Origin of the sequence: Herbaspirillum sp. WGmk3, from assembly GCF_023952535.1 — a bacterium.
Lineage (GTDB): Bacteria > Pseudomonadota > Gammaproteobacteria > Burkholderiales > Burkholderiaceae_D > Herbaspirillum > Herbaspirillum huttiense.
This window is the reverse complement of record NZ_JAKYWT010000006.1, coordinates 33,960-58,998: the sequence shown is the minus strand read 5'-3', so window position 1 is coordinate 58,998 and position 25,039 is coordinate 33,960. Positions and strand designations below refer to the sequence as shown.

Genomic DNA, 25,039 nt, shown 5'->3' with positions numbered 1-25,039 from the left:
TAAGCGTGTGGCCTCAGACCTCGGGCAGCGCTTCTTCGCGCCACTGCAGGCCATCGCGGCCGATCAGTGCGCTCGCGGCAGCCGGGCCCCAGGTGCCGGCGTTGTAGGGCACGGGGTCGGCTTCCTGTTGGTCCCAGTAGGTGAGGATGGGTTCGACCCATTCCCAGGCGGCTTCCAGTTCGTCGCTGCGCATGAAGAGCGTGAGGTGACCGCGCAGCACGTCCAGCAGCAGGCGCTCGTAGGCATCCATGCGCGGGGTCTTGAACTTCTCGCGGAAGTCCAGTTCCAGTTCCACCGGGCGCAGGCGCATGCCGTCGCCGGGCTGCTTGGCCATCAGGTTCATGTGCAGGCCTTCGTCCGGCTGCAGGCGGATTACCAGGCAATTGGGAGTGTCGTTCTGATGCGCGAAGATGGCGTGCGGCACGCTCTTGAAGCGCACCACGATCTCGGCCAGCGAATCGGCCATGCGCTTGCCGGTGCGCAGGTAGAAGGGCACGCCGGCCCAGCGCCAGGTATCGATCTCGGCCTTCACGGCGACATAGGTCTCGGTGCGCGAATCGGGATTGGCGTCGGCTTCCTTGCGATAGCCAGGTACGGCCACGCCATCGACGTGACCAGCGCGGTACTGGCCGCGCACCACGTTCATGGCCAGCGTGGTCGGGGTGAAACGCTTGAGCGAGCGCAGCACCTTCAGTTTTTCATCGCGCACGGCATCGGCCGAGTTCGATACCGGCGGTTCCATGGCCACGATACAGAGCAATTGCAGCAGGTGGTTCTGCAGCATGTCGCGCAGGGCACCGGAAGTATCGTAGTAATCGAAGCGGCCACCGACGCCGAGCTCTTCGGCGATGGTGATCTGTACGTCGGAAATCCATTCACGGCGCCACAGGGGTTCGAACAGCACATTGCCGAAGCGCAGCGCCAGCAGGTTCTGCACCGCCTCTTTACCGAGGTAGTGGTCGATACGGAAAATCTGCGATTCCTGGAAGTAGCGGCCCACTTGCGCGTTGATGTTGCGCGCGCTTTCGAGGTCGCGGCCGAGCGGCTTTTCCAGCACCACGCGCGAGGTCGGCGTGACCAGGCCGGCCTTGGACAGGTTCTCGCAGATCGAAGCGAACAGGCTGGGCGGTGTGGCCAGGTAGAACACGCGCGCCAGGCCGTCGACTTCGCGCAGGGCTTCTTTCAGGTGGCTGAAGCTGCCGGCTTCCTTGGCATTGACCGAGGCGTATTGCAGGCGGTTGGTGAAGCGGTCCCAGACGCTGGCGTCCAGGTTGGCGGCCGGCACGTGGGGTTTGGAATCCTTTTCCACCAGCTTGAGGAAATCCTCACGCGATTTTTCATCGCGGCCCAGGCAGATGATGCGGGCATCGGCCGGCAGGTCGCGCGCGCGCTCGCGGGCGTACAGCGCCGGCAGCAGCTTGCGCATCGAGAGGTCGCCGGTGCCGCCGAATAAAACCAGATCGAAATCAGAAGTAGCCATGGTGTGTGTTGTCTCTTGTGCGTGAAGTAGCGGGTTGGCGCTACGTGGTTGCTAGCCTTGCTGCCCGGTGCGGGCTGCCTCGCGCGCCAGTGCGATCAGGGCGCTGGTGGAGGCATCATGCCGCGCGGCATCCGGTGCGGTGCCGGACTTCAGTTCGGCCAGGATGGTCTTGGCCAGGACCTTGCCCAGTTCCACGCCCCATTGGTCGAAGCTGTTGATGCCCCAGATCGCGCCCTGCACGAAAGTCTTGTGCTCGTAGAGCGCAATCATCGCGCCCAGTGCATGCGGGCTCAGTTCGGGCAGCAGCAAGGTGTTGCTGGGACGGTTGCCGTCAAAGGTTTTGTGCGGGATCAGGGCCGCGAGTTCCGCCTCCGGCACACCCTGTGCCTGCAGGTCGGCGCGCACTTCGTCGGCGTCCTTGCCGCGCATGAAAGCTTCCGACTGCGCGAAACAGTTGGCCAGCAGCGCTTCCTGATGCTCGGCAATGGCGTGTGAAGGTTTGAGTACGGCGATGAAATCGATGGGCGTGATGTCCGTGCCCTGGTGCAGCAGCTGGAAGTACGCGTGCTGGCCATTGGTGCCGACGTCGCCCCAGATGGCCGGGCAGGTCTGTACCGAGACCGGTGTGCCGTCACGGGTGATGCGCTTGCCGTTGCTCTCCATGTCCAGCTGTTGCAGGTAGGCCGGGAAGAAGCGCAGCCATTGGTGATAGGGCGCAATGGTGAGCGAGGCGCTGTCGAGGAAGTTGCGGTTCCAGATCCCGACCAGGGCCTGGATCACCGGCATGTTCGATTCCAGCGGTGCTTCGCGGAAATGGCGGTCCATGGCGTGGGCGCCGGCCAGGAATTGCGCGAAGTTGTCATAGCCGATCAGCAGGGCGATCGGCAGGCCGATCGCCGACCACACCGAGTAACGGCCACCGACCCAGTCCCAGAAGGGGAACATGTTATCGGTATCGATGCCGAAGGCCGAGACTTCTTTGGCATTGGTGGAGACGGCCACGAAGTGCTTGGCCAGATCTTCGGACTTGCCATGCTGCAAGAGCCACGCGCGCGCCGACTTGGCGTTGAGCATGGTTTCCTGGGTGGTGAAGGTCTTGGAGGCGACGATGAACAGCGTGGTCTCGGGATCGATGCGCGCGAGCACCTCATCCAGATCATGGCCATCGACGTTGGAAACGAAATGCGCCGTCAGGCGAGCGTGGCGATAATCGCGCAGGGCCGTGCAGACCATCTGCGGGCCGAGGAAGGAGCCGCCGATGCCGATGTTGACGATGTCGGTGATCTCGCGCCCGGTGTAGCCGCGCCATTGGCCGCTGCGTACGCGTTCGGAGAAGGCGCGGATGTGCTGCAAGACCGCGTGAACCTCCTGCGCCACGGGCTGTCCGTCCACTTGCGCGGTGCGATCATCAGCCGGTGCGCGCAGGGCAGTGTGCAGGACGGCGCGTTGTTCGGTAAAGTTGATCTTCTCGCCGCTGAACATGGCTTCGCGCAGGGTTTCCACGCCGCGCTCGCGGGCCAGGCTCATCAGCAGAGAGAGCGTGTCGGCATTGAGCCGGTTCTTGGAGTAGTCCAGCAGCAGCCCGGCGGCACGCACGTGCATGCGCTCGAAACGGTCGGGCTGTTGGGCGAACAGGTCGCGCAGATGCCATTGAACTGCCGTAGCGTGATGTGCTTGCAATGCCTGGAAGGCGGCCGTGTCGGTCAGGGCGGTGGTATGCATGAGTTGGGTGTCGGTTGGCTGTCTTGACCTGGTTGGCAGCGCGGCCGGCCGTGGTCATGTTCTCGGGGCAACGCGGTCGACTATACATCAAATGTCGCCAAAGTGGTAGTTTCACTACAGTTTATGACCGGCCCGTTACATTGCCGTGCGGCATCGGCGCGCTGCGCCCCAAAGCCGGAAGTGATAAGGGTTTTGAAGCGGAATGATGTCGACCAATGAAAAGACGGGCGCGACTGGCCTGCTGCAGTGCTCTAAGTGTATGATTTCATTCGGCCAAAATTGTGTAGTAAAATTACAGTGTTAACGCTAACAGGAAACCGACAATGTCTCTCAACGCTACCTTAGCCAGCGTCACCCAACGCATCGCCGAACGTAGCCGTCCTTACCGGACCGCTTATCTTGAACGCCTGGAAGCCGCGCGCCGCAAGGGCGCGCAGCGTGGCGCGCTGGCCTGCACGAACCTGGCGCACGGCTTCGCCGCCTTCCCCGCCAATGACAAGCTGAAGTTGAAGGAAGACAAGGCTCCGTCGCTGGCCATCGTCTCGGCCTACAACGACATGCTGTCGGCGCACCAGCCCTTCGAGCGTTTCCCCCAGATTTTGAAAGAAGCCGCGCGTGAAGCCGGTGCCGTGGCGCAATTCGCTGGCGGGACCCCGGCCATGTGCGATGGCGTGACGCAAGGCCAGAGCGGCATGGAGATGTCGCTGTTTTCGCGCGACGCCATTGCCATGGCCACTGCCATCGCGTTGTCGCACAACATGTTCGATGCGGCGCTGTACCTGGGCGTATGCGACAAGATCGTGCCGGGCCTGTTGATCGGCGCGCTGCATTTCGGCCACCTGCCGGCCGTGTTCGTGCCCGCCGGTCCGATGACCAGCGGCATGAGCAACAGCGACAAGGTCAAGATCCGCCAGCTCTACACGGCTGGCAAGATCGGCCGCGCCGAGCTGCTGGAAGCAGAATCGAAGTCCTATCACGGGGCCGGTACCTGCACCTTCTACGGCACCGCCAACAGCAACCAGATGCTGATGGAAGCCATGGGCCTGCACCTGCCGGGTGCCGCCTTCATCACCCCCAATACCCCGCTGCGCGATGCGCTGACCGCTGCGGCCGCCAAGCAGGCTGCCAAGATCACCGACCTCGGTTCGCAATACACGCCAGTGGGCCGCATGATCGACGAGAAGTCCATCGTCAATGCCATCGTCGCGCTGCACGCTACCGGCGGCTCCACCAATCACACCCTGCACCTGGTGGCCATCGCCAAGGCCGCCGGCATCGTGATCGACTGGGACGACTTCGACAAGCTCTCGGCCGTGGTGCCGCTGATCACCAAGATCTACCCCAACGGTACGGCCGACGTGAACCACTTCCATGCGGCTGGTGGCACCGGCTTCGTGCTGCGTGAGCTCATCGATGCCGGCCTGATGCATGACGACGTCACCACCATCCTCGGCCAGGGCCTGCGCCAGCACTGCAAGGAACCGATGCTGGCAGCTGAAGGCGAGAACGGCCGTCCCGGCATCGTCACCTGGCACGATGCGCCCGCCACGAGCGGCGACGAAGGCGTGCTGGGCACGGTGGCCAAGCCGTTTGCGGCCGATGGTGGCCTGAAGCTGCTGCAGGGCAACCTTGGCCGCGCGGTCATCAAGATCTCTGCCGTCAAGCCCGAGCATCGTGTGGTGGAAGCACCTGCCGTGGTATTCCATTCGCAGGAAGCCTTCATGGCCGCCTTCAAGGCCGGCGAGCTGGACCGCGACTTCGTGGCCGTCATCACCTTCCAGGGTCCGCGTGCCAATGGCATGCCGGAGCTGCACTCGCTGACCCCGGCGCTGGGCATCCTGCAGGACAAGGGCCGTCACGTGGCGCTGGTGACCGATGGCCGCATGTCGGGCGCATCGGGTAAAGTACCGGCCGCGATCCACGTCACGCCGGAAGTGCTGGGCGGTGGCCCGCTGGGCCGCGTTCGCACCGGTGACATCATCCGCCTGGACGCCGATGCGGGTACGCTGCAAGCCAAGGTGGAGGCAGCCGAGTGGGAAGCACGTGGCCTGGACAGCAGCGACCTGTCGGGCAATCAGCACGGCATGGGCCGCGAATTGTTCAGCCTGTTCCGCAACGCGGTGGGAACCGCAGAAGAGGGTGGCGCCACCTTTGGCCTGCCGCCGATTTTTGAGAAAGAGAAAGTCACGGTATGAAGACCACACTGGAAATCATGCGCGCCTCGCCGGTCATCCCGGTGATCGCCATCGACAAGTTCGAACACGCCGTGCCGCTGGCACGCGCCCTGGTCGCGGGCGGGATCCGCGTGCTGGAAATCACCCTGCGCACCGAACACGGCCTGCCGGCCATCCGCGCCATTGCCGAGTCGGTGCCGGACGCCATCGTGGGCGTGGGTACGCTGACTTCGCCTGAAGAGTTCACTGCTTCGCGTGATGCAGGTGCGGTCTTTGGCGTCTCGCCGGGCCTGACCCCCGCGCTGATCGAAGCGGCCAAGCGCAGCGGCCTGCCGCTGCTGCCGGGCGTGATGACCCCTTCCGAAGTGATGGCTGCGCGCGAAGCGGGCTTCCGTCAGTTGAAGCTGTTCCCGGCCGTGCCGGCCGGTGGCGTGGGCATGCTCAACGGTATCGCCGGCCCCTTGTCCGATGTGTCGTTCTGCCCGACGGGCGGTATTACACAAGAGACGGCACCGCAGTTCCTGGCGTGCAAGAACGTCGTGTGCGTAGGCGGCTCCTGGCTGACCCCGAAGGCGGCCATCGAGGCCGGTGACTGGGACAAGATCACCGAGATCGCCAAGGCGGCGGCTGCGTTGAAGAAGGCTTGAGTTTTCCACAGCCTTGAGAGAGGACGGTGCCGGGTTTTTCCGGCCGTCTGATCGAATCAAAAAAGCCCCGGTTTGCAGCCGGGGCTTTTTGTTTTGGTCATTGTCTGCTGCCCAGCCAGTAGGCTGGTAGTGCGATCATTTCGCGTGCGAGGGAATAGAAATCACGGGCTTCAAAGTAGTTCGCATGTGCTGAATGAACGGTGTCGATGCCGACGCGGTGCAGCGCGTAACGGCTGCGCGGAATGTGGAAGAACTGAGTGACGACCAGGGCGCTCCGGAAACCATGGGCCTGCATGATCGCCGCGCTGTTGACCGCCGTTGCCATGGTCGTGTTGCCCTGCTCATCCAGAAGGATGGCCGAACGGGGAACGGATTGTACTTCGCTCAGGTAGGCGGCCATGACTTGCGCCTCGCTGAAGCCTTCCTTGCCTGTGCCTCCGCTGACGATGATGCGCGGGAACATGCCTTGCCGATACAGTTCGGCGGTCTTGTCCAGTCTTGCGCGCAGGCGGTCAGAGGGCGTGCCGTCTGGCATGACCTTGGAGCCGAGTACGATGCCTGCATCGCTCTTCTGGATGTCATCGAGCAGGCCGGTCAGTACGATGCCCAGCAGGCATGTCATGACGATCAAGAGGACGCTTGTCGTGATGATGATGAGTCGTTTCATTGATAAGTTGGGATATGTCTGCGTTGAGCGGAGTTAAGCTAATCCATTGCTTGAGACAGATCATGTCGCACGGGTATCAAGATGAGGCTCTGCTTTAAGATTCAGATGGCTCGGTCAGCAAGCCGTGCGTAGCAATCGGATGGCTCAGCTTCGCCAAAGCGCTGTTCACAATATTGTTTGAACTCTGCCCGCTCTGAAATTGAAAGTTCATCAACCGGGATGATATCAAGCCCTTTTTGTGCGGGATTTGAGAAACGGAACTGCAAGGAGGGGCGGTGCTTAAAGAAGGGTTCCCAAGAGATTCCCATTTCGTGGTCGCCAACGATCCGTTCTATACCGATAAATGGCCAGACGAAAAATGCAGCCGCCACTGCGAGCTTGCTCTTGAACGATAGGCTTCTCATGGCGGCATCAAATTGAAATCTCGACGCATCATTTCCACGACAATCATTCCATAGACGCCCGGGCATGGTCGGTTGGTGCCATGAGTTTTTGCAAACTCACGGTGGCCGCCAATTATCTTGATCTCAAAAAACTGCAGTAGTGTTGCGATCAATGCGGTCGCAGCCTCAAGCTGGTTTTCAGTTGGGTCGTCGTGGGTGACGTCCAATTTATCCTTTTGCTCTCCTATCCATTCGGTGATACCGGCTCTGAAGCCACGTTTCTTCATCACGTTCCATACTCCTGGTCCATATTTTGCAGCTTCTCCACGGACACTTAGGTCACTCAAGAAAACGATTCCAATCACTCCGGAGTTACCGCCCTCGATGTGCGCGCCTAGAAAGCGAATATCAAGCGCTTCATAAATCACGCCATGGCAGTCGATTGCATAGTGGTAACTGAGATTCCCAAATGACTTGATGTCAGTTGCTTCGGCTCTGCGCAATTCTGTCAACCCATCTGCAGCACAGCTATAGCTGTTTCCAGCATGGTGTATTGCAATCGCCTTATAGTCCCAGTCCGCCTTGGAATTCTTTGCCAGTTCTTTTGCTTTCCAATCGGAACGCGTTCTGAAGTCGAATTTTTTGCGTCTTATATCGGCGATGATAGCCTGTCTGGTAGCCGCTTTGGAATTGACTCTCACGTGTACCGTTTTGATCTCCGCTCCTTGCCTGGCTTCCGTAGTAGCCCAGGTGTCGAAGGGGCCCTTTTTGAGGTCGTCGTGATTTGTATTGCTCATACTGCCAAATCCCCCCGTTCGATATTGCTCCCCTTGGGCGACTTGAACATGAAGTGGACACCGATATGCTCGGGTCGCTTGGTCTCAATGATTTCGGTGTAGCCTTTCCGGTCCGTGATACCGCCGTGCTGTGTGCTATTTTCCCGCGTCAGTATGTAGATACATTTTGGGGCTGGTTCTCCAGTTTCCGGATCAAGTGCCTGAAATCTGATTGCACAAGGCTGGTCGTCATCAGTGAATACGGAGGCTTGTGACGGGAGAAGCGCCGAGACTTCTGCAAATGACGCGCAAACCGCAGAATCGTCGTCAATGGTAGCGGTGCTTTGGCTAGCAATCAGTTTTGCGCCGCATGAGGTGATGTCATCCTGTCTGGCGACGTTCTGGCTGCTCCACATATATGGAGCTCCTGTGACGATGGGAAATGTTCCTTTGCAGCTTGGGCACGACACCAAGTCACCAACCCGTGCTACGGACTTCCCATAAACAGCGAATGTGTGATCAGCGGTGATGACTGTTCCGCCATGTGTAGTTCGGTCGCCGTAACGAATGATGGGCCGCTTAGCCATCTTGCAGCCCTCCTGCAAATGCTTCGTATTTCATGTTGTTCCTTCTGGTTATCTGCGAATACAGCTCTTAAGGACCACATGCGGTTTCAGCACGTGAACAGAGAGGTGCGAGTGTAAGGTTCGCTAACCAGAAGAGACCTTCAACCCAAGGAATGTAGACTACTTTCTCGAAGAATATCGGTTTGCTCCTCGAATGCCACTGTAAGAAAAAAGGGCGGGCGCGATGGATATCGCTGCCCGCCCTTTTTGCCTGTCTTTGTTTTTCTTTTACCAGTTTTTGCTTGTCTAGTTCTTGGCCACTACTGCCGGCTCCACCGGCGCTTGCGCCTGCTGCCTGAGCCTGTAAGCCAACACCAGCAAGATGATCCCCAGCACGATCATCGGCACCGACAGCATCTGCCCGGCCGAGATGGTGATGCCACCGAAATGCACCTCGTAATCCGGCACGCGGAAATACTCGGTGAAGAAGCGCGCGCAGCCATACAGCAGCGAGAACATGCCCGCCACCGCCATGCGGGGACGCGAGTGGCGTGCGAAGATCCACAGGATGATGAACAGCAGGATGCCATCGACCAGCATCTGGTAGATCGGCGAAGGATGGCGCGGGATGTTGTCGACGTTGGGCCAGATCATGGCCCAGGGCAGCGAAGGATCGGCCGGACGGCCCGGCAGTTCTGCATTGATGAAATTGCCCAGGCGGCCGGCCGCATAGCCCAGCGGTACCATGGGCGCGATGAAGTCCATGATGTCCATCAGGTTGCGGCCGCGCTTGCGGCCCCACAGGTACATCGCCAGCATCACGCCCAGGAAGCCGCCGTGGAAGGACATGCCGCCCTTCCAGACCGCAATCATGTCGGCCGGATGCGCAAAGTAATACGCCGGGTTGTAGAACAGGATCTCGCCCAGCCGCCCGCCCAACACCACCCCGAGCACGCCATAGAAGAGCATGTCGTCCAGGTCCTCCTTCTTCCAGCCGACGGCGGCAATGTGCGGCTGCTTGATGCGCAGGCGTCCCAGCGCGATGAATTGGGCAAAGGCCAGCAGGTACATCAGGCCATACCAGTGGACGGCCAGCGGCCCGATGTGGATGGCGATCGGGTCGGGCATGGGGTGGACGAGCATGAGTTTGATCTTTCTGTTGTTGGGCGGAACGGCGGTTGGAGCGCGCCGGCTTGCGCAAGTTCGCGGCAGCCATTCCCATTCGGCGGGATCAGGCAGGCATGTCCAGCAGCTCCAGCAGAGCGCGCAGCACGCCGGACGGGTTGTCGCGCCGCCAGGCCAGGCCGGTCTGGATTTCCGGTGCCGCATCCGAGAGCCGGCGATAGTCCACGCCCGGGCGTTTCAAATTCGAGACGGATTGTGGCACAAGCGCCATTCCCATGCCAGCCGAGACCAGGCCGACGATGGTCTGCATCTGGATCGCCTCCTGGCCGATATGGGGCGTCACGCCCGCATCGCGAAAGCAGGACAGGATGGTGTCATGGAAGGCCGGTGCAATGCGGCGCGGGAAAATGATCAGCGGCAGCTCGCGCAGGCTCCTGAGCGACACCGCTCCGCGTCTCTTGACCGCGCCTTCGGGCAGCGCCGCAATCAGCGGCTCCGACAGCACCGGACGCACATCCAGCACGGCGGCGGCTTTCTCCGGCAGTGGCGGCAGCAGCAGGCCGGCGTCGATCTTGCCCTGCATCAGGTCTTCCAGCTGGATATCGGTGGTGGCTTCGCGCAATTCGATCTGAACTTGCGGATAACGCGCCCGGAAGCGCTGCAGGAGCGGGGGCAGGATGCTGTAGTCCGCACTCGATATGAAAGAAAGCGATAAAAGTCCGGAGGCCCCGCTGGCCGCGCGCCGGGCCAGGTCGGGCAGGGCGGCGGCCTGTTGCAGGATGCGCTGGACCTCCGGCAGCAATGCCTCGCCGGCCGGCGTGAGCGCCACGCTGCGCTTGGTGCGCTGGAACAGGGGCGTACCGAGTTGCTCTTCCAGCGCGGCGATGGTTTGCGACAGCGGCGGCTGGGTCATGTGCAGGCGCGCGGCGGCGCGGCCGAAATGTTTTTCTTCGGCGACGGCGGCAAAGTAGCGCAGCTGGCGCAATTCCAGGCGGGGATGGTCGGACATGGACTGATATCGGATCCGAATGAGTCGGGCGTCCATGATATCTCCGGCCTTGCAGGGCGACAAGGCGAAGGGGACGTGATATTTCCGTCATGGAATTTGATCTATGACAGATATACGCGAGGGCAGATAGAGGGGGCGTGGCGAAGCCGGTTAGAATAGCCCCGCCTGCGAAGCGCCTGGAGAATGCCGCTGCAGGCGTGACCGTCGTCCACCGCTTGCTGAGGAGCCCCCATGAAATACCTGTTGTTGATCGCCACCCTGGTGGCCGGTTCGGCCATTTCCGCCGAAGCCATGGCCAATGCGCAACTGGCCAAGTCCAAGAATTGCATGGCCTGCCACTCGGTGGATGCCAAGATCGTCGGCCCCGCCTTCAAGGAAGTGGCCAAGAAATACAACGGCCAGAAGGATGCCGAAGCCAAGCTGACCCAGAAGGTCCTCAACGGCGGCGGCGGTGTCTGGGGTCCGGTGGCGATGCCGGCCAACAAGGGCCAGGTGACCGAGGCTGAGGCGAAGGAGTTGGTGAAGTGGGTGCTGAGCCTGAAGTAAGCGTCAGCAAACCGCCATGAGAAAAGGAGACCGAGGTCTCCTTTTTTATCGTCTGCGTTCTGGTCAGCGTCCGTATGCGCTGACAAGCGATTACTTCAACCACTCCCTGATCCGCCGGCTCAATACCTCACAACTGATCCCATACCGGTCATGCAAGGTCGGCAGCGCGCCCGCATCGAGGAAGGCGTCCGGCAGCCCGGCCATCTGGAATCCCGCCGGCTGCACGCGGTGGCGCATCAGCGTGGTGGCAACGATCTCGCCCAGGCCGCCGATGACCGAATGGTTCTCGGCTACCACCACCAGACGGTTCTTCTTGCTGACCTGCTCCACCACCGTGGCTTCGTCAAAGGGCTTGATGGTCGGGCAGTGCAGCACGCCCACGCTGACGTTGTCGGCTTCCAGCGCCTTGGCCACTTCCAGTGCGCGCATGGTCATGAAGCCGCTGGAGATGATCAGCACGTCGTTGCCATCGCGGATCTCTTTGGCTTTGCCCAGCTCGAACTTGTAGTCGTATTCATCCAGCACCAGCGGCACGTTGCCGCGCGCCAGGCGCATGTAGACCGGGCCCTGGTGCGCCGCGATCTGCGGCACCGCCTGTTCCAGGTCCAGCGCATCGCAGGGGTCGACGATGGTGAGGCCCGGAATGGCGCGCATCATCGCCAGGTCCTCGGTCGCCTGGTGACTGGGGCCGTAACCGGTAGTCAGGCCGGGCAGGGCGCAGCAGATCTTCACGTTCAGGTTTTCTTCGGCGATCACCTGGTGGATGAAGTCATACGCACGCCGCGTGGCAAAGACCGCATAGGTGGTGGCGAAGGGCACCAGTCCCTCCTTGGCCATGCCGCCGGCGGCGGCCATGAGCAACTGCTCGGCCATGCCCATCTGGAAGAAGCGCTCGGGATACGCCTTCTGGAACAGATGCAGGTCGGTGTACTTGGCCAGGTCAGCGGTGAGGCCCACGATCTCGGGGCGGTCCGCTGCGTATTCCACCAGGGCCTTGCCGAACGGGGCCGCCTGCACGCGCTGCCCTTCGGCGGCGATGGAGGCGATCATGGCCGAAGTGGTCAGGCGCGGTTTCTTCTCTGCGACGGTGTTCATGCTTGGCTTCCTTGTTGATAAGACTGGTCGAGGATGGACAGCGCCTGCTGCCATTCGGGCGGATCCACACGGATGAAGTGGTTCTTCTCGCGCTGCTCCAGGAAGGGCACGCCCTTGCCCATCAGGGTATCGAACAGGATCACGCGCGGCTTGGCGTCCTTGAGGTGGCGGGCATTGTCGAAGGCCTGCACCACGGCGGCCAGGTCGTTGCCATCGACCCGCTGCACGTACCAGCCGAAGGACGCCCACTTGTCGGCCAGCGGCTCAAAGCCCATCACCTTGCTGGAAGGACCATCGGCCTGCTGGTTGTTGATGTCGACCAGGCAGATCAGGTTGCCCAGCTGGTGGTGGGCCGCGCCCATGGCGGCTTCCCAGGTCGAGCCCTCATCCAGCTCGCCATCGGACATGGAGTTGTAGACGAAGGCCGGATTGTGGTTGTAGCGCAGGCCCAGCGCCATGCCCACGCCGATGGCCAGGCCCTGGCCCAGCGAGCCACCGGAGATTTCCATGCCCGGCGTATAGGTCGCCATGCCCGACATGGGCAGGCGGCTGTCATCGCTGCCGTAGGATTCCAGCTCTTCATCGGGGACGATGCCGGCCTCGATCAGGGCGGCATACAGGGCGATGGCGTAGTGCCCGTGCGAGAGCAGGAAGCGGTCGCGGCCGCTCCATTCCGGATCATCCGGGCGCAGTTGCATGGCGTGCTTGTAGGCCACGGCCAGCACGTCGGCCCAGCCCAGCGCCTGGCCGATGTAGCCCTGGCCCTGGACCTCGCCCATGCGCACGGCATTGCGGCGGATGCGGTATGCGCTTGCGCGCAGGTTTGCCAAATTGTCAGACATTGCGAGTCCTTGCTAGAGGAATGAAAACGTAAAAAATCACAGGAAGCCAATCGAGAACCACGGCACGAAGGCGACGATCAGCAGGCCCACCACCAGCGCGCCGAGATACGGCCAGATGCGCTTGACGGCGACGTCCGGATGCACGCGGCCGATGGTGCAGGCGGCGTAGTAGCCCAGGCCGAAGGGTGGTGCGAACAGGCCCACGCCCATGGAGAGGATGATGACCATGGCGTAATGCACCTCATGCACGCCGATGGCCTTGGCCACCGGGAACAGCAGCGGCGCGAACAGCACCATGGCCGGGATTCCCTCCAGCACGCTGCCCAGCACGATGAAGGCGGCGATCGACACCAGCAGGAAGCCATACTTGCCCCCCGGCACACTGGTCATGGCCTCGGCCAGCGCATGCGAGAAGCCCGACTGCGTCAGCGCCCACGACATGCCGGTAGCGGTGCCGATGATGAACAGGATCGCGCCCGACAAGGCAGCCGTATCGACCAGCATCGGATAGAGCCGCTTCCAGTCGAACTGGCGATACACCAACAGACCCGCCACCACCGAATAGGCGATGCCGATGGTGGAGACCTCGGTGGCCGTGGCCACGCCTTCGACCACGGCAGTGCGGATCAGGATCGGCAGCAGCAGCGCGGGCAGGGCGATGATGAGCGTGCGCAGCACTACGCGGCCGGGCGCGCGCTGGATGCCTTCGAGAATCTCGGCGCTGCGCCAGCGTGCCAGGATCGCCAGCAGCACCGCCAGCACGATGCCCGGCATGATGCCGCCGGTGAACAGCGCCGCAATCGATACCCCTGCCACCGAACCGATGGTGATCAACACCAGCGAGGGCGGAATGGTCTCGGCCATGGCACCGGAGGCCGCCAGCAGCGAAATGAGTTCACCCTCGTGATTGCCACGGCGCTTCATCTCCGGCAGCAGCACCGGGGCCACGGCCGCCATGTCGGCGGTCTTGGCGCCGGAGATGCCCGAGACCAGCAGCATCGCGCCCAGCAGCACATAGTTCAGCCCACCGCGCACGTGGCCCAGCAGCGACGCCAGGAAATCCACCATGGCCTTGGCCATGCCGGTCATTTCCACCAGATGGCCCAGCAGGATGAACAGCGGCACGGCCAGCAGGATCAGCGAGGACATGCCTTCGTCGAAGCGCCCCGCCACCACGGCCAGCGGACTGGTGGTGACCGTGAGCATGAAGGCCACCGTCGCCAGGCCGAAGCAGAAGGCGATGGGAATGCCCAGCAGCACCGACACCCCCAGTACCACACCGAAGAACACCACCAGGTTCCAGTTGCCGATGGCCTGCAGCCAGCCTGCGCCCAGATACATGGCACCGGCCACCACGGCCAGCAGGACCACCACGCCGGCCAGGTCGACCAGCTTCTGGCGCGAGATACGCAGCAGCGACAGCGCAATCATCAGCGCCGCACCGACCGCCACGGCCGCCGCACGCACGGTGTTGGGCCAGCCCAGCGCCGGGGTCTGTACGAACATTTCGTCTTCGGCGTATTCCCACATCGGATGCATCAGGATCAGCAGCATCACGCAGGGCGCGATGATGGCCAAGGCTTCGGCCCAGGCCTTGCCGCGTTCGCTCATGAAGCCCACCAGCACGGTGGTGCGCATGTGGGTACCGCGCCGCAGGGCCACGGCCGCGCCCAGGTTGGCAAGCCAGAGGAAGAGGATGGACGCCAGTTCATCGGCCCAGGGGATCGGGTTGTTGAAGATGAAGCGCATGATCACGCCCGCCAGCAGGACCACCACCTCGCCCACCACCAGCGCCGCGGCAGGAATCTCGATGGCCAGGCCCAGCCAGTTTTCCAGGCGCGCCGCCAAGGAGCGATCATCCGTCACCGGCTGCTCCAGCGACAGGGCGCTCATCCCAGGCTCCCGACAGCGTTCTGCAGCAGCTTCCATGCATCGTCGCCGAACTTGGCGCGCATGTCCTTGTAGAAGTTGGCCTGCGCCAGTGCAGCCTTGAAGGAATCCTTGTCGGCCTCGATGATCTGCACGCCCTTGCCCTGCAGGTCATTGCGGGCGAAGCCGGCCAGCGAGGCGATGTCGGCGCGTTCATCCGTGGCGGCCTTGTCCAGTTCGCGGCGCACGATTTCCTGGATGTCCTTGGGCAGCTTCTCGAAGGCGCGGCGGTTGCCGAGGATCCAGTAGGCATCCCACACGTGATTGGAGATGGTGCAGAACTTCTGGACCTCGTACAGGCGTGCGGTGCTGATGATGGCCAGCGGGTTTTCCTGGCCTTCGACCAGCTTGGTCTGCAGCGACGAATAGACTTCGTTGAAGTTGATCGGCGTGGGGCTGGCACCGAGCGCGGTGAAGAGCGAAGTCAGCATCGGTGCCGCCGGCACGCGCAGCTTCAGGCCCTTGAGGTCGCCCGCAGTCTTGATCGGTTTGGTCGAGGTGGTGATCTGGCGGAAGCCATTGTCCCAGGGTTTGGACATGGTCAGCAGCCCCACCTTCTCGATCTGCGCGCGCACATAGGCCCCCAGCGGGCCATCCATGGCCTGCCAGACTTCCTTGTAGTCGTGGAAGGCGAAACCGGTGTTGACGATGCCGGCTGCCGGCACCAGGGTCGACAGCACCACGCTGGCCTGGTTGAAGAATTCCACGCCGCCATTGCGGATCTGCGACATCAGGTCGGTATCCGAACCCAGCTGGTTGGCCGGGAACAGCTTGATGTCCAGCCGGCCGCCGGTGGCTTCACGGATGCGGTCGATGGCCTGCTGCGCACGCTTGTTGACCGGGTGCGACGGATCTTGTCCAGTGGCGAACTTGTAGTTGAACTCGGCCGCATGGGCCGGACGGCTCATGATGGAAAACAGCGGCAGCGCCGCGCCCACGGCACCGGTCTTGAGCAGCTGGCGGCGGCTCAGGGTGGTCTTGCGGGGTTTGCTGTTGTCTTGGGTCATCTCTGGTCTCCTGTTTGTTCTGGTATCGGGAAAGATGCCGGCCAGGCCGGCGTGCGAGCATTAAGCTGTGTTTAATGAATCAGCATTCCACCATTAACGTCCAGCGTGATGCCGGTGCAATATTGCGAGAGGTCGCTGCCGAGGAAGACGCAGGCACCGCCGATGTCGTCGGCACGGCCCAGGCGCGCCAGCGGAATGGTCTCGGCGATCTCAGCCTTCTTTTCTTCGGTGAGCTTGCCCTTGATGATGTCGGTGCCGATCAGGCCGGGGGTGATGCTGTTGACGCGGATGCCTTCCGGGCCGAACTCGCGCGCCATGGCACGCGCCAGCCCCAGCACGCCGGCCTTGGCCGCCGAATAGTGCGGCCCCCCCAGGATGCCGCCGCCGCGCTGCGCCGATACCGACGAGATGCAGATGATGGAACCGCTCTGCTGCGCACGCATGGCCGGCAGCACCGCCTGCGACATGTAGAGCGTGCCGCGCAGGCTGACATCGAGGATGCGGTCGTAATCCGCACCGGTGATCTCCAGCGTCTTGACGGGTTGGGTGATGCCGGCATTGTTGACCAGGATGTCGATGCGGCCGAACTGCTTGACGGCCTGGGCGATGGCCGCCTCGCAGGAAGCCTTGTCGGTCACGTCCGCCACCAGCCCCAGATGCTGGCTGCCGATGCGGGCGGCAGCACCGGCCGGATCGGCTTGCGCCAGGTCCAGCACCACCACGCGGGCGCCTTGTCCGGCCATCAGGCGCGCGGTGGCGTAGCCCAGTCCGTTGATTCCTGCACCGCCGGTGATGACGGCAACCTTGTCCTTGAGCAGCATGTCGTGTTCTCCAGATGTTTGCGTTGAAGTGAGCAACAGCGGAGACAGCGCGGATGCGCGATGGCGCGTGCAGCGTGCAGCGTGCAGGGCTTTGACCATGTCTCCGTTTTTGTTCTGATGCGCATGGTCGAACTTTCCTCGCCTGACGACAAGCGAAGTCTCGTCATGTTAAAGTGACGGATCATCATCTTAGCCAGAGAGCCCGTCCATGGCCGTTCTCCCGCCGTTACCCAACCTCCAGGCCTTCGAAGCGGTGGCCCGGCGCAAGAGTTTTGCGCTGGCGGCGGCCGAGCTGCACCTGACCGCTTCGGCAGTAAGCCATCAGGTGGCGCGGCTGGAGTCCTATCTCGGCATTCGCCTCTTCGAGCGCAGCGCGCACGGCGTGCGCATCACCACGGCAGGGGAGAGTTACCTGGCGCGCATCCAGGGGGCGATCTCGGCCATCACGGCGGCCTCCATGGATGTGCGGCAGGGCGTCAGCAATACGCTCTACATCCATTCCGCGCCCAGCATCGCCAGCCTGTGGCTGATGGCGCGGCTCAATGATTTCGCGCGCACCTATCCGGAGATCACCTTCAATCTCTCGGCGGCGCATTCGCAGAGCAATTTTGAATTGGGCGAGGTCGATATCGACATCCGCTACGGCATTCCCAACTGGCCGGGACTGGTGGTGGAGCCGCTCTTTGAAGAGCGCATCGTGCCGCTGGCCAGCCCGGCTTTCATCCGTGAGTACAAGCTCAAAAAACCTGCCGATCTGCTGGGCGTGAAGCTCATTCGCAGCAACGTGAGCGTGGTGCAGTGGTCGGACTGGTTCGGGGAATTTGCGGACGTGCGTCCGCCGGAGCAATTCGCGGTGCGCTTCGACCGTGCGCAGATGTCACTGGATGCCGCTACCCAGGGATTGGGCGTGGCGCTGGAGAGCGCGACCGTGGCCGCGCGGCACATCGAGGAAAAGAAACTGAAACCGGTCTTCGGACTGGATCGCGCCATCAAGGTCAAGGCGCACTTTGCGGTCTACCCGGCGCATCATGCACGCCGGCCTGCGGTGGCTGCGTTCCTTGAGTGGCTGCGTGAGCAGGCCGAAGTGCAGGATTACTGAGCGGCCTTCTGCTGCCGCGCCACTTCCTTGCGCTTCATGGAGAGATAGTCCTCGCGGCTGACCTCATGCAACTGGCGGGGATATTGTTCGGTCGCACCGTACCAGGCCGTCAGCCGCTTCTCCAGCCGTTCTCCGGCCGGTGCTTCCAGGCCGGACAGATAGGCATCGATGGCCAGGTAATAGCGCATGGTATTGCGCTCCACCGTGGCGCGGCTGCCCGAGACATACTGCGGCTGTCCGTTGGCCTCGCGCTTGACCACGCTGAAACCGACCTTGTCGCGGCCGGCCGTCATCAGGTAGGCACGCAGCGCCAGCTTGCTGGCCATGCCATAGGAATAGGCATAGCTGAAATGCAGGAAGGAGCGCTTGTCATCCAGCGGAATGGCTTCAATCTCGATGCGATAGTTGGAGGTGTCCAGCGGTCCCTTGTCGGCCAGCATCGAGGACGAAAAATAATCGGCCGCGCTGGCCCCGCCGTGATAGCGCAGGTCGACGCGGTAGGTATCGTTGAGATCCTGTTCGGTCTTCTTGCCGACCAGCATGCGCAGGGTGGTCTTGCCGTTCTCGCGCATCATGCGGCAATACTTGGTGTTGAGGTGCAGGATGAGGATGTCACACCAATGATCGGGGTTGTCCAGTGATTCGCGGACTTGCGCAAAGGGATAGCTCAGCACGGCATAGATGTCGCCCTTGACGTTGCCGCCCTCCTCGCGCGAATTCAGGTAAAGCGGGCGATGGTAACCGTTGTTGCTGAGCTCGCCCTGCAATTCTTCGTAACGGCTCTTCATGGCGACCGCACCGGTCTGGGTTTGGGCATGTGCCCAGCTGCCGACCGCCAAGGCACAGGTGGCAGCCAGCAACAAGCGTGAGGTCAGACGGGACAACATCGATCGCAAACCGGACTCCTTTTCGATTTCAGTACATTCGTTCATTCACCGGCGTTTCCCGCCGCGCTCAAAGCAGGCGGGACCAGACGCTGGCACCAAATTCCTTCATCCTTTCACTGATCGGGCGCTGCTCCCATTGTTCCTTTGTGATTTCCTTGGAGGCGCCAAGATCCCGGTCGAACATGGTTTTATTCTGGGCCCCGAATTGCGGGCTCAGGATCACGGCATTGATTTCCTGGTTGTAGACGAAGCTGCGCCAGTCGAGGTTGGTCGAACCGATGGTGGACCAGACGCCATCGATGAGCGCGGTTTTGGAATGCAGCAGCGCGTCCTGGCGCTCGTAGATGCGCACGCCCGCTTCCAGCAGTTCGCTGTAGAAGGAGCGCGAGGCATACAGCACCAGCGAGGAGTCGCTGTGCGAGGGCAGGATCAGGCGCACATCCACGCCGCGCCGGGCCGCATCCTTGAGCGAATCGCGCAGTTGCGGATCGGGCACGAAGTAGGCATTGGTCAGGTAGATCGAGCTCTCGGCATGCTGGATGGCCGAGATGAAGGTGGCGTAGATGATGCTGTAAGGATCATCCGGTGAGCTACCGATGGCGCGCACGATCTCGTTGCCGGCCGGGGCCACGGGCGGGAAATAGCGATGGTCGCCGAGGTCCGGACCGCGCTGCTTGCCCCAGGTCTCGATGAACAGCTTCTGGAATTCCAGCGCTACCGGGCCATCGATGCGCACCTGCGTATCACGCCAAGGGATTTGCTCGCCGTCCTTGTTGAGCTGCGGTTTTTTCTTGCGGGTGCTGAAGGACCCGCTGGAATACACGCTGCTGATGTTGATGCCGCCGACGAAAGCGGTCTTGCCATCGACCACCAGCAGCTTGCGGTGATCGCGCTGGTTGACCGCCCAGTCCTTGCGCAGCTGCGTCGGATTGAGCGGATTGAATTCCAGCACATGCACGCCCGCATCGATCAGGGGCTGGAAGAATTCGCGCGGGGTATTGATGCTGCCCACGCTGTCATACATCAGGTTGACCTGCACTCCCTTCTTCTGCATGGCGATCAGCAGGTCGGCAAACTGGCGGCCGACCTCATCGTCTTCCATGATGTAGGTTTCCATGTTGATGTGATAGCGCGCGGCCTGGATCGCCTGCTGCATGGAGGCATAGGTGGCCGGGCCGTCGATGAGCAGCGTGACCTTGTTGCCGGTGACCAGCGGCGAGCCGGTGATGGCGCCTTCGATGGCCACGTGGCGGTCCAGCAGGGTGTTGTCGGCATTCTGCGCGCGCAGCTTGTCCAGCGCGGCCTTGGCCTGTGCCTCCGAGAGTACGCCGCGTCCGCCCTTCATCTGGATGGTGCGGGCCGATTGCGTGTCCATGTCGGGCACGATGGTGGGCAGCGAACTGCACGCGGCCAGCATCACCGAGCTCAGCAGCAATACGAGCCCGGCGGCGGACCAGCTCCTCAATCTCATTTTCTTGTTGGTCATGGAAGGATCCCGGTTGGGCGCTGCCATGGACCGCGACGCTGTCCGGCGTCGGCAGGCAACGCTGTGCGGACGAGTATATGCCCGGCCGCAGCGCCGTAGCGCGGCCGCAGGCACGAATCGGAACTGTCCTACAGAGGAAAGCGGGAGCTGCCTACAGGGGGGCGCGGGAGGTGTTGCATCCCGCAGGAGGAGAGGCGGATGGATCGACGATCCATCCGGCGGGAATCATCAGTAAACGTCGCGGCGATAGCGATTCTGTTCGATCAGGGCATGCAGGCCGGCTTCGCCCAGCAGGTCCGTGAGGACGGCATCGACACCGGCGGCCATGCCTTCCAGGCTGCCGCAGACGTAGATGACGGCCCCCTGGTCCAGCCACTGGCGCAGCTCGGGCCCGGCTTCACGCAGGCGGTCCTGTACATACAGGCGTTCGCTCTGGTCACGCGAGAAGGCGAGATCAAGGCGCGCCAGGCGGCCGTGTTCCAGCCAGTCCTGCAATTCATCGGCATACAGGAAATCGTAACGTTCGTTACGTTCTCCAAAAAGCAGCCAGTTGCGGGACTGCGTTTCTGCGTGCTGCATGCGTGCGCGCAGATGGCCGCGCAAGCCGGCCAGGCCCGAGCCATTGCCGATGAAGATGGCCGGCGTATCGGCCGCGACCGGGGCGAAACCGGCGTTCTCCACCAGACGCAGATCGATGGAGGCATCGTCTGGTGCAAATTCGGTCAGCCAGCCGGAGGCCAGTCCCAGTCCGTCTTCATGCCGGACCTGGCGCACCAGCAGGTGCACCGCGCCATCCTGTGGCACCGAGGCCACCGAGTACGAACGCGCGGCCAGGGGCTGCAACTGGTCGGCCAGGGCTTGGGCATCCCGTACGGGATGCGTGGGCAGCACGCTGCAGGCCAGCGCGTCGGCCAGCGTCTTTTGGCGGCCTTGATGGCTCACCATGGCGCTGCCATCCAGCTGCAGTCGCTGCAGCAGCAGGGCGATACGATCCGGTGCGTGGCGCGGCAGGATCTCGACCAGTGCACCAGCTTGCCAGTCGGGCAGGCTGCCGTCCTGCGGCTGTATTTCCACGTGATACAGCGGCGCACCCTGGCTGCCCGGATTCATGAGCACGCGTCGTGTCAGCTTCCATTGCTGCCATGCCGGCGCAGTGGTGGGCAGGATTTCGCTCACATTCGCCTGCAGTCCGTGGGCAGCCAGTTCAGTTTCCCATTTGCGCAGCGCCACGCCGGCCATGCGGTCCACTTCCACCAGCGGGAACAGGGGCTTGGCCCCGCACTGGCGCAGGCCGTGGTCGAGGGTGTGGCCGAAGCCGCAGAACTGCGCGTAGTGACGGTCGCCCAGCGCCAGGATGGCGTATTGCACGTGGGCCAGCGACTGCCCTGCGGCCTGGCGCAGGCGCTTTTCGAAGCCGCGTGCGCTGTCGGGCGCATCGCCCTCGCCAAAGGTGCTGGCGATGAAGAGGATGCGGCGGTGATGGCGCAAGCTCTCCGGCGTGCTTTGTGCCAGCGCTTGCAGCTGCACGGCGATGCCGCTGCGGCGCAGGCCGGCAGCGGTATGCAGGGCGATGCGCTCGGCCTGGCCGGTCTGCGAGGCATAGGCCACCAGGACCGGTTCGCCTTCGGGAGCGGGTGCCGTGCCGTTGAGGCTGGCACGTTCGGCGCGCAGCGCGGCCTTCTTGCGGCGGCGGTCGAGATAGAGCATCCAGCCGGTGATGCCGAAGAGCGGCATCATCAGGCTGGCGATGGCCATGATGATGCGGCCGGGCAGGCCGAAGTAAGTGCCCATGTGCAGCGGATAGATGGCGGCGATCAGCTTGCCGCCATTGCTCTTGTCCTCGTAACGTTCCAGCTGCCGGACCTCGCCGCTCTGCGGCAGGACTACCATGCGGCTGCGGGCGCGCTCATGGGGCGCACCGTGATCGAGGAAGAAGATCTGCACCGGCTGTGATCCCTGTTCCGGCAGGCGCAGCTGGGCGCTCTGGTAGTCCGGTGCTTTGGCGAGGAAACTGTTCCAGGCCTGGGCCAGTTCCAGCGGGATGGCTTCGTCCGTGGCCGGTTTCTTCTTGCCTTCGCCGCGCTGCATGGCGGGGCGGCGGCTCTCGCCGGCGAGCGTATTGAGGCCGTCCTTGAACCAGTCCAGTGCCCAGTAGGCACCCGTGATGGAGAAGACGACATACATCACCAGCGACCAGGTACCGATGACCGAATGCAGGTTCCACAGGAAGGAGCGGCCCTGCAACTGGAAGTCCAGCCGCAGCCAGGCGCGCAGCGACAGCGGGCGGCGCGGCCAGCGCAGGTAGAGGCCGGAGAGCGCCAGCATCAGCAGCGCCAGTGCCAACGTGCCCAGGACGATCTTGCCGATCTCGGTGGGCAGCAGCAGCCAGCGGTGGAAGTGCTCGATGAACTCGAAGAATTCCGCGCCTGTCACCGGCGGCAGCAGCGCGCCGGTATAGGGATCGGCATAGCGCACCTCACCGCGCCGCACGCCGGGCGGCGGCGCGAAGACCACGCGGGCCGAGGCGCCGGGTTCAGCAGTGAGGGTGAGGGTGGTGACGCGCCGGGCCGGTTCGGCCTCACGCAGTTTGTCCAGCAGTTGCTGGGGCGTGAGCGTGGCCTGCTGGCGCACTTGCACATGCATCACGCCGGGGCTCAGCGCCTCCATGATTTCTTCGCGGAAAGCCAGCACGGCGCCGGTCACGCCGATGGTCATCAACAGGGTGCCGGCAGTAATGCCGATGAACCAGTGCAACTGGAACCAGATCTTCTTGAACATGTATCACTAGGGCGGCGAGAGGCGCGCATGCGCCTTGTTGGTCTTGTCTGCCGGGCCGCAGCGGGGGCGACCGGCGGGTCAGGCCGCTATTATAGTTCAGATGAAAATGATTCTTATTGGTATCTGGAGGCTGCCATGTAAAGAACAGCGATGAGCTTAGCCCAACATCATCTTCAACATCGTCCGCGTCAACACACTCCCCTCATCCGCCGCCACATCCACCACACTCAGGTGATGTTGCCCGGGCAGCGGCAAGACTTCCACCGCATGTCCCGACTGCCGCAGCGTGGCCGCATAGAAATCGCGCTGGCGCAGGAATTCCGCCGATTCATCGTCGCCCGCGCACAGCAAGGCCTGTACCCCATTGGGCATGGCCAGCAGCTGCGGGCTGGCCTGCTGGGCGTCCGAGGGCGAGAGGTGCAGCACTTCGTTCAGATAGGACAGCCGCACCGGTTCCAGGTCATAGATCCCGCTGATGCCGCACACGCCGCGCACCGGCGCGGCACCCAGCGAAGCAATCAGCGCGGCCAGGTGGGCACCGGCCGAGTGGCCCATGAGCCAGATCGCATCCGGATCGAAGCGCAGCGCCGCGGCCTTGGCATACAGCATGCGCAGCGCGCGCCCGCAGTCGGCGGCGATGTCGCCCATGCGCACCTGCGGGGCCAGGCGGTAATTGATGAGGGCAACGTTGATGTCCTGGGCCAGGTAGGGCAGGGCCAACTGGCTGAACTGGTGCTTGTCCAGCGAGCGCCAGTAGCCGCCGTGGATGAAGACCAGCAGGGGCCGGCCATTGCTGCGCCCGGGAAAGAAATCCAGCGTCTGCAGCGCATCCTCTCCGTAAGGTACATCGGTCAGATGCGGATGCGCTTGCCGCGCTGCTTCTCCCTCGCGCGCGAAGCGGTCGAAATACGCCTGGAAATCCGTAATACGCAGGCGCACGTTGTATTGCTCGTCCAGCGCCTCGCGGTCATAGTCGCGGTAGATGTTCATGTTGTCTCCCCGGCCTTCCGGCCACAGTCGTTGTCCTGCCCGGATTCATTCCGCAAAGTGCGCCGAGATCAGGTTGCGCAGCCAGACATTGCCCTCGTCCTGATTGTAGCGGCGATGCCAGAACATGTTGGTCTGCAGCGCCGGCAGGCGCAACGGCGGTTTGATGTAACGCAGTCCGAAGGGCGCGGCAGCACTCTCGGCCAGCTTGCGCGGCACCGTCACCACCAGCGCCGTGGTACTGACGATGTAAGGAACCGCCGTGAAATGCGGCACCCGGAAGCGCACGCTGGGCAGCACGCCCGCCTTCTCCAGATTCTGGTTGATGCGATCATAAGGACTCTCCAGCGAAGACACCATCAGGTGCTCGGCCGCCAGGAATTCCTTGAGGCTGACTTCGCCGCGCTTGTCCAGGGCATGGCCGATGCGGAACATGCTCACGTATTCCTGGCGGAACAATCGCCGCTGGTACAGCGCCTCCGACAGATTGTCGAACGCGCCGATGGCCAGGTCCACCCGGCCCGCTTCCATTTCACTCTTCAGGTCGATGGCGCCGGCACGCACGGTCGACAGGCTCACGCCCGGCGCGACTTCGGCACAGGCTTCGATCAGGCGCGGCATGAAATACACCTCGCCCACATCGGTCATGGCAATCGTGAAGCGGCGCTCGCTGGTCTGTGGCGCAAAGCCTTCCTGCAGGTTGAGAGCACGGGCCACCTGCTGCAGCGCCGCAGCCACCGGCTCGGCCAGCTGTTCGGCAAAGGGCGTGGGCTGCATCCCTTGCGCCGTGCGCACGAACAGCTCATCGCCGAAGCTGCGCCGCAACCGCGCCAGCGCATTGGACACCGCCGGCTGCGACAGCCCCAGCCGACGGGCGACCGAGGAGATCTGGCGTTCCTGGAAGACTTCCTGAAATACCACCAGCAGGTTGAGATCGATGTCGCGCGGTTCGATGAGGGCCATGGTCAGCTCGGCAGTACGGCAAATGCGTGCACTGCAATATTCATGAAATG

General features: G+C 62.9%; 22 protein-coding genes. 4 read left to right on the top strand and 18 right to left on the bottom strand.

The window, feature by feature from the left end; genetic code table 11:
- Window positions 1-13: 13 nt before the first annotated feature.
- The gene (gene zwf, locus MKD49_RS21585; protein ID WP_121044221.1) at window positions 14-1,480 is read right to left on the bottom strand and encodes a glucose-6-phosphate dehydrogenase; all 1,467 of its coding nucleotides are present in this window, start codon (window positions 1,478-1,480) and stop codon (window positions 14-16) included.
- 51 nt (window positions 1,481-1,531) lie between these two features.
- Window positions 1,532-3,202 carry a glucose-6-phosphate isomerase gene (gene pgi / locus MKD49_RS21580; RefSeq protein WP_252697324.1) on the bottom strand — a complete coding sequence of 557 codons (1,671 nt, stop codon included), beginning with the start codon at window positions 3,200-3,202 and terminating at the stop codon, window positions 1,532-1,534.
- 323 nt (window positions 3,203-3,525) lie between these two features.
- On the opposite strand from pgi, the gene edd reads away from it, so the two are divergent.
- Both edd and MKD49_RS21570 read left to right on the top strand, forming a co-directional pair.
- A complete protein-coding gene (gene edd, locus MKD49_RS21575) occupies window positions 3,526-5,397 on the top strand; it encodes a phosphogluconate dehydratase (RefSeq protein WP_134137175.1) in 1,872 nt (623 codons plus the stop codon).
- Window positions 5,394-6,023 (top strand): bifunctional 4-hydroxy-2-oxoglutarate aldolase/2-dehydro-3-deoxy-phosphogluconate aldolase, encoded by a 630-nt coding sequence (locus MKD49_RS21570; protein ID WP_034336019.1) that lies wholly within the window; start codon window positions 5,394-5,396, stop codon window positions 6,021-6,023. Before edd ends, MKD49_RS21570 begins: the two co-directional genes overlap by 4 nt.
- 97 nt (window positions 6,024-6,120) lie before the next feature.
- On the opposite strand, the gene MKD49_RS21565 is transcribed toward MKD49_RS21570, so the two are convergent.
- The 6 genes from MKD49_RS21565 to MKD49_RS21540 all read right to left on the bottom strand — a co-directional run bounded on the left by MKD49_RS21565 (window position 6,121) and on the right by MKD49_RS21540 (window position 10,549).
- Window positions 6,121-6,690 (bottom strand): YdcF family protein, encoded by a 570-nt coding sequence (locus tag MKD49_RS21565; RefSeq protein WP_252697323.1) that lies wholly within the window; start codon window positions 6,688-6,690, stop codon window positions 6,121-6,123.
- A gap of 101 nt (window positions 6,691-6,791) precedes the next feature.
- The gene (locus tag MKD49_RS21560; RefSeq protein WP_252697322.1) at window positions 6,792-7,094 is read right to left on the bottom strand and encodes a hypothetical protein; all 303 of its coding nucleotides are present in this window, start codon (window positions 7,092-7,094) and stop codon (window positions 6,792-6,794) included.
- Window positions 7,091-7,870: a peptidoglycan recognition family protein gene (locus MKD49_RS21555; RefSeq protein ID WP_252697321.1), complete on the bottom strand. Its 780-nt coding sequence runs from the start codon at window positions 7,868-7,870 to the stop codon at window positions 7,091-7,093. Before MKD49_RS21555 ends, MKD49_RS21560 begins: the two co-directional genes overlap by 4 nt.
- Window positions 7,867-8,436, bottom strand: a complete 570-nt coding sequence (locus MKD49_RS21550; RefSeq protein WP_252697320.1) for a PAAR domain-containing protein — start codon at window positions 8,434-8,436, stop codon at window positions 7,867-7,869. Before MKD49_RS21550 ends, MKD49_RS21555 begins: the two co-directional genes overlap by 4 nt.
- Window positions 8,437-8,721: 285 nt before the next feature.
- Window positions 8,722-9,558: a prolipoprotein diacylglyceryl transferase gene (lgt, locus tag MKD49_RS21545; RefSeq protein WP_121044207.1), complete on the bottom strand. Its 837-nt coding sequence runs from the start codon at window positions 9,556-9,558 to the stop codon at window positions 8,722-8,724.
- Between the two features lie 88 nt (window positions 9,559-9,646).
- Window positions 9,647-10,549, bottom strand: coding sequence for a LysR substrate-binding domain-containing protein (locus MKD49_RS21540; RefSeq protein WP_252697319.1), 903 nt, complete (start codon window positions 10,547-10,549; stop codon window positions 9,647-9,649).
- Between the two features lie 231 nt (window positions 10,550-10,780).
- Between MKD49_RS21540 and MKD49_RS21535 the strand changes: the two genes are divergently transcribed.
- The gene (locus MKD49_RS21535) at window positions 10,781-11,095 is read left to right on the top strand and encodes a c-type cytochrome (protein WP_252697318.1); all 315 of its coding nucleotides are present in this window, start codon (window positions 10,781-10,783) and stop codon (window positions 11,093-11,095) included.
- A gap of 90 nt (window positions 11,096-11,185) precedes the next feature.
- Here the strand turns inward: MKD49_RS21535 and MKD49_RS21530 are convergent, their stop codons facing one another.
- From MKD49_RS21530 to MKD49_RS21510, 5 genes are all read right to left on the bottom strand, one after another.
- Window positions 11,186-12,190 carry a transketolase family protein gene (locus MKD49_RS21530; RefSeq protein WP_204724991.1) on the bottom strand — a complete coding sequence of 335 codons (1,005 nt, stop codon included), beginning with the start codon at window positions 12,188-12,190 and terminating at the stop codon, window positions 11,186-11,188.
- Complete coding sequence (locus tag MKD49_RS21525) at window positions 12,187-13,032, bottom strand: transketolase (RefSeq protein ID WP_252697317.1); 846 nt, start codon at window positions 13,030-13,032, stop codon at window positions 12,187-12,189. Before MKD49_RS21525 ends, MKD49_RS21530 begins: the two co-directional genes overlap by 4 nt.
- Window positions 13,033-13,068: 36 nt before the next feature.
- Window positions 13,069-14,925 carry a TRAP transporter large permease subunit gene (locus MKD49_RS21520; RefSeq protein ID WP_121044201.1) on the bottom strand — a complete coding sequence of 619 codons (1,857 nt, stop codon included), beginning with the start codon at window positions 14,923-14,925 and terminating at the stop codon, window positions 13,069-13,071.
- Window positions 14,922-15,968 (bottom strand): TRAP transporter substrate-binding protein, encoded by a 1,047-nt coding sequence (locus tag MKD49_RS21515; RefSeq protein WP_252697316.1) that lies wholly within the window; start codon window positions 15,966-15,968, stop codon window positions 14,922-14,924. The genes MKD49_RS21520 and MKD49_RS21515 overlap by 4 nt, the downstream gene beginning before the upstream one ends.
- A gap of 71 nt (window positions 15,969-16,039) precedes the next feature.
- Window positions 16,040-16,789 (bottom strand): SDR family NAD(P)-dependent oxidoreductase, encoded by a 750-nt coding sequence (locus tag MKD49_RS21510; protein WP_034332119.1) that lies wholly within the window; start codon window positions 16,787-16,789, stop codon window positions 16,040-16,042.
- Between the two features lie 208 nt (window positions 16,790-16,997).
- Between MKD49_RS21510 and MKD49_RS21505 the strand changes: the two genes are divergently transcribed.
- A complete protein-coding gene (locus MKD49_RS21505) occupies window positions 16,998-17,888 on the top strand; it encodes a LysR substrate-binding domain-containing protein (RefSeq protein WP_121044196.1) in 891 nt (296 codons plus the stop codon).
- Here MKD49_RS21505 and MKD49_RS21500 read toward each other — a convergent pair.
- The 5 genes from MKD49_RS21500 to MKD49_RS21480 all read right to left on the bottom strand — a co-directional run bounded on the left by MKD49_RS21500 (window position 17,882) and on the right by MKD49_RS21480 (window position 24,989).
- Entirely contained in the window at window positions 17,882-18,775 is an 894-nt protein-coding gene (locus MKD49_RS21500) for a hypothetical protein (protein ID WP_252697315.1), read from the bottom strand. The genes MKD49_RS21505 and MKD49_RS21500 overlap by 7 nt on opposite strands.
- 67 nt (window positions 18,776-18,842) lie before the next feature.
- Window positions 18,843-20,261, bottom strand: coding sequence for a cardiolipin synthase (cls, locus tag MKD49_RS21495; RefSeq protein ID WP_039785938.1), 1,419 nt, complete (start codon window positions 20,259-20,261; stop codon window positions 18,843-18,845).
- 228 nt (window positions 20,262-20,489) lie between these two features.
- Window positions 20,490-23,039, bottom strand: coding sequence for a PepSY domain-containing protein (locus MKD49_RS21490; protein ID WP_252697314.1), 2,550 nt, complete (start codon window positions 23,037-23,039; stop codon window positions 20,490-20,492).
- A 156-nt stretch (window positions 23,040-23,195) separates the two neighbouring features.
- Window positions 23,196-24,029: an alpha/beta hydrolase gene (locus tag MKD49_RS21485; RefSeq protein ID WP_252697313.1), complete on the bottom strand. Its 834-nt coding sequence runs from the start codon at window positions 24,027-24,029 to the stop codon at window positions 23,196-23,198.
- Between the two features lie 45 nt (window positions 24,030-24,074).
- The gene (locus MKD49_RS21480; protein ID WP_121044179.1) at window positions 24,075-24,989 is read right to left on the bottom strand and encodes a LysR substrate-binding domain-containing protein; all 915 of its coding nucleotides are present in this window, start codon (window positions 24,987-24,989) and stop codon (window positions 24,075-24,077) included.
- Between the last annotated feature and the right edge of the window lie 50 nt (window positions 24,990-25,039).